General features: G+C 62.8%; 6 protein-coding genes and 1 pseudogene. 2 read left to right on the forward strand and 5 right to left on the reverse strand.

Annotated features, from left to right (window positions below):
• The first annotated feature begins 46 nt into the window (after nucleotides 1–46).
• Nucleotides 47–868: an IclR family transcriptional regulator gene (locus DBR22_RS22575; RefSeq protein ID WP_108600816.1), complete on the forward strand. Its 822-nt coding sequence runs from the start codon at nucleotides 47–49 to the stop codon at nucleotides 866–868.
• A gap of 108 nt (nucleotides 869–976) precedes the next feature.
• Here the strand turns inward: DBR22_RS22575 and DBR22_RS22580 are convergent, their stop codons facing one another.
• The 5 genes from DBR22_RS22580 to DBR22_RS22600 form a co-directional block, all read right to left on the reverse strand.
• Nucleotides 977–1,282, reverse strand: coding sequence for a hypothetical protein (locus DBR22_RS22580; protein ID WP_108600817.1), 306 nt, complete (start codon nucleotides 1,280–1,282; stop codon nucleotides 977–979).
• Nucleotides 1,269–2,012 (reverse strand): GAF and ANTAR domain-containing protein, encoded by a 744-nt coding sequence (locus DBR22_RS22585; RefSeq protein WP_108600818.1) that lies wholly within the window; start codon nucleotides 2,010–2,012, stop codon nucleotides 1,269–1,271. Before DBR22_RS22585 ends, DBR22_RS22580 begins: the two co-directional genes overlap by 14 nt.
• A 139-nt stretch (nucleotides 2,013–2,151) precedes the next feature.
• A complete protein-coding gene (locus DBR22_RS22590; RefSeq protein WP_108600819.1) occupies nucleotides 2,152–2,934 on the reverse strand; it encodes a GAF and ANTAR domain-containing protein in 783 nt (260 codons plus the stop codon).
• Between the two features lie 10 nt (nucleotides 2,935–2,944).
• Nucleotides 2,945–3,193, reverse strand: coding sequence for a hypothetical protein (locus DBR22_RS22595; protein ID WP_108600820.1), 249 nt, complete (start codon nucleotides 3,191–3,193; stop codon nucleotides 2,945–2,947).
• Between the two features lie 14 nt (nucleotides 3,194–3,207).
• Nucleotides 3,208–3,939, reverse strand: coding sequence for a GAF and ANTAR domain-containing protein (locus DBR22_RS22600; protein WP_108600821.1), 732 nt, complete (start codon nucleotides 3,937–3,939; stop codon nucleotides 3,208–3,210).
• 272 nt (nucleotides 3,940–4,211) lie between these two features.
• Between DBR22_RS22600 and DBR22_RS25065 the strand changes: the two are divergent.
• A pseudogene (locus DBR22_RS25065) lies at nucleotides 4,212–4,494 on the forward strand (hypothetical protein); the annotation flags it as partial.

Raw genomic sequence — 4,494 nt, forward strand, 5'->3', positions numbered from 1 at the left:
GTGCGGCGCCGCTTTCGGCTGACAATGCGGAATGATAGTGAGCACCATGACCACACCAGATTCCAGTGATACCAACGGCAAGAGCGACACCAAAGGTGCCTCCGTCATCGTCAACGCCATCGCGGTCCTGCGCTCCTTCACGGCGGACGAACCGTTGCTGGGGGTCACCGAGATCGCCAACCGGGTGGGCATGCACAAGAGCACGGTGTCCCGGATACTGGCGACCTTCGAACAGGAAGGCCTCGTGGAGCGGGATCCGGACACGCGCCGCTTCCGCTTGGGGCTGGGCCTGATCGCCGTCGCTGGTCCACTCCTGGCCGAGCTGGAGGAGCGCCGCGTTGCCTACCCGGTCCTGCGCGAGCTCACCGAGCGGACCGGAGAAACCAGCGCGCTCATGATGTGGGAGGGCAACGAGTCCATCTGTGTGGAGCAGATCGCCAGCCGTCACCAGATCAAGCACACAGCGCCGCTCGGGGCCCGGTACAACGATGCGCTGAGCTCCTCCGTCCAGGTTTTCCTGGCCACCGAACCTGAAGAGCGGGTCCGTTCCCTCCTGCTCAGCGGAGCGATCGCCTACCCCGGGCTGGATGAGTCCAGCCTCGAGGACTACCTGCTCCGCCTGAAGGAAGATTCCAGCCGCGGGTGGGCCATCAACTACGGGGAATCCTCCCTTGACGAGGTGGGCGTTGCCGCCCCGGTCTACGACCACCGCGGCGACGTCGTCGCTGCCGTCCTAATCCCGGCACCACGGTTCCGGGTCTCCCAGGAGCGACTGCAGAGCCTCGGCGAGTCCTGCGCCGCAGCAGCGGACAAAGTCACCGCACGCCTCGGCGGGCACGCACCGGGAACCGCCCGCAGCGAACGCTAACCCAGTCAGACCCTCTCTCACTTAACGCAAGGAAAACGGCGATGCTCTCGCACCAGTGAGAGAGCGTCGGGTGCAATCCTGCATTAAGTGAGAGAGCGTCGGGGTGGGCTAGGGGGCACCAGCGTCAGGTGACCCGTCGCCGTCGTGCGGATCATCAGTGACGAGTTCGTCGGAGTAGGGAGCCCGCTGGCCGGACTGGCTGGCGAAGAGTTCATTGGCGGCCATCGCCAGCAGGTCCCGCTGTAGTTCGGGGAGGGAAAGGAGCCCTTGAAGGTACGCCTCCACCTCATACTCGCCCACTGATCCGCCGATGCCGAAGTAGTACAGCCACAGATCGCCCGTGCTGATCTCCGCTGCTGACAATGCTGCCTGCAGCCTGCGGCGTTGTTCGGGCTCGCTGCTATCGAAACCCATCACTTCTGCCTCTGTCGGGGGCGGATGTGACGCCGGTCAGGATCGCGGCGCTTACCTCCCTGAGTGTGCTGTGGGTTGCGCGGGTGTCCCGCATCAGGAGCTGAAGTGCCTGGTCTTGTGTGAGTGTGTGGCGTTCCATAAGCACGCCGCAGGCCCGGTTGATCATGTCCCTGCTGTACAGGGCGGCCTGAAGGCCTTCGCTGATGCGCTCCGGAATTTCCGCGGCCTGGATGTGTGAGAGGAGGGTTGCAGCCGGTGTGGCAAACAGTTCCATGAGGGCCGCCGTGGAATCCTCAAACACCCCGGGCCCGGCGGCGTAAATCTTCATGGCACCGATGCCCTGCCCGTCCGCGATCAGGGGCGCACTGACCACTGACCTGATGGACAGGTCCCGGACGGCGGCACTCCAGTCAGGCCAGCGGGGGTCTGCGGCAACGTCGTGGACGAGGACGCTTTCCTGGGTGGCCCAGGCCGTGAGGCAGGGACCTTGCCCCAACTGGTACTGGAGGGCGTCTGCCCTTTCCACAATCGCGTCCGTGAAGCCGGAACTGACTGGCCTGGCTTGGGAATCGAGGATGGAGACGCCGGCGCCGATAGCTCCCGGAATTGATTCCTTGACCGCGCGGGAGAGAAGCTGAACGGCGTGGTCCACTTTTTCTTCGGTCAGAAGAAGCCCCATGATCCTGCCGATGACAGAGGAAAGTTCATCCAGGGGATATTTCCTGATCATGTGTTTGCCTCCGGCCATTTCCGCGCGACCCGTCCCCGGGGGCCGTTTCACCCGGTATCGACCGTTCATTTACTTCAGCTAAAGACTATCTCTTGTGTTGCACTGCAACTCCGTCAGGCACGAATTTCGGTGCACGGCACTACTCCTCGTAAGTGGTCGAAATGTCCTCCTCGCCGGCAATGGAAGAAATTATTGCCGAGGCAACTTCCCTCAGCTTGATGTTGCGGTGGCTGGAGGTTTTGACAAGGATCTGGAATGCCGCATCGCGGCTGCACCTGTTCTGCGCCATGATGGCGCCAATGGCCGTGTCAATAACGGTGCGGGACTTCAGTGCGGCCGTGAGGTCGTCCCGGGCGTCGCGCAGGTGTGCAATGTTCAGGGCAAGGTCCAGGGCTTTGGCTGAGATGCCTGCGAGGTTTTCGGCTTCATCTATGCCCTGCTGTGAGAAGCCGTGCGCTGCAGGCGAGTAGAGGTTGACCACGGCCTGCGCCTGATTTTGGAGGTGCATCGGAACTGCAAGGATGGAGCCGATCCTCGCTGCCCCGGCAGCGCGGAGGTATTTTGGCCATCGCTTGTCCGAGTTCGTATCGGGGACATAGACCGGGGTCCCCGACCGGAGGGCCGTCAGGCAGGGGCCGTCGCCGAAACTGTTCTGGAGTTCATCAAGGCTCTGGGCCCGGGGATCGCTGCTTGCTACCGCAACAGGCCTCTTGTGCCTGATGACAGTCATGCCACAGGAGATGCGGTTCCCGTCCTGCGAGAGTTGCCCGGCAATAGTCGTTGCCATCTCGGTCAGGAAATTCCGCACGTCCGAGCTTTCCAGCACGAGGTCCTGGAGCAGGAGTACAAAGTCCTGCAATCCCGTTCCGGCCTCATCAACGCCGCCAGCGAGTGATTCACGGATTTCTACGTTGTCCGACATAGCAGATCCTTCACAGTCCTTCCGCCGTAATCTCCTCGATTGCAGTGTGGATCAGATCCATCTGCAGGGGAGGCAATTCCATCATCTCGTGAAGATAGGCGTCCAGCGCCAGCTCATCGGCATTTCCGCCGATGCCGCAATAATAGGTCCACAATCCCGTCAGATTGATGTTCCCGTCCCGGTACCGTGTGGCGGCAGAATTGCGCGGGTCCGCATCGTCACCGGGGCGCTGGATCCCGAGGATGCCATCGTCTTCCATTTCATGCCTTTTGTTTATCTCTCCCCACCCGGGGTTATGACAGGGATATCGGATGCGTTCTGCAGGATGTCCTGGGCGATGTCATGCAAACGGCGGTTGCTGCTGCGCGAGGCAAGATGCAGGAGCTTTACGGCATCTTCGTGTCCGCAGCGGTTGTGCACCATGATCAGGGACACCGCGGCATCCACAATTGCCCGGGACTGCAGTGCCGACCGCAAATGTTCAGGGTAGGCATCCGTTGGATGCACCCGCATCGCCAGGCGAAGGATCCTTGACAGCGATGCGGCATGCTCTTCAACAGCGGCCACTGTTTCAGGATCGAAAGTGCCGGCGTCGGTCGAATAGCAGTTAAGGGCGGATCGGGAACCGTTGCCGGTCTGGATGGGGACTGCCAGGACGGTCCGGATTCCTTCGTCCGCTACCGCCCGTGCATACCAGGCCCAATGCTCGTCGGTTTGGAGGTCAGGGATCAGGACCGTGTGCTGCTGCCGGAGCGCGGTCAGGCACGGGCCGTTGTCGTAGGCGTACTGGCGTTCATCCAAGGCGCGGGCAGCCTCGGTGCTGCTGGCTACCGTTGCGGGCCCCGCCTCCCGTTCCACGGTAATGGCGCACAGCAGGGGAGTTTCGCCGCCCAGGAGCGACGCGGAAATGGCTGTCAGTCCCAGCAGGAATTCCGTGAAACCGGGGCTCTCCAGAAGGAGATCCTGAAGTTGCTCGGCGGTGGGGAGAGCATCGTTGTCGGCCATGCGGCCTCAATTCCATGCAAACGCCGGGTCATTTAACCCCGGCTGGCGGCTGAGCGCTCTCTGCGCGCACGGCCCGAATATTCAACCCCGGACCTGTATGCCACCTGTATCTCACCCGAAATCTCCTACTACTGACTTTACGCCTACCGGGTCACCTCGCGGGGGTTCCGTCAGAGATTGCTGAGGGCTGCCTCCGCCACGCCGGCGGAATCCAAAGCCGGAGTGAAAAGTGTCTGCAACCCTCGCCACGATGCACGCTGTAGGCTCGGCACATGGCTGATCTGCGGCGTCGGACGTTTGTCTTTCGCACGCTGGTTGGTGCGGCCGCCGCGGCGGCCGTTGGAAGTCTCGGCGCCGCGTGTTCGCCCGGCGCCGGGCGGGAAGGCGCCGCCGGTGGCGGCGCCAAGGGGGAAGCAGTGAAGCGGCACAAGTACCAGTACGGCGAGGATGCGAGCCAGTGGGGCGAGCTCTTTCTGCCGGACCTGCCCGACGGCGGTGAGCACCGTGGCGTAGTGGTGGTGATCCATGGCGGTTACTGGCGTTCGCAGTACGGGG

It is taken from the genome of Arthrobacter sp. HMWF013, from assembly GCF_003061105.1.
GTDB lineage: Bacteria > Actinomycetota > Actinomycetes > Actinomycetales > Micrococcaceae > Arthrobacter.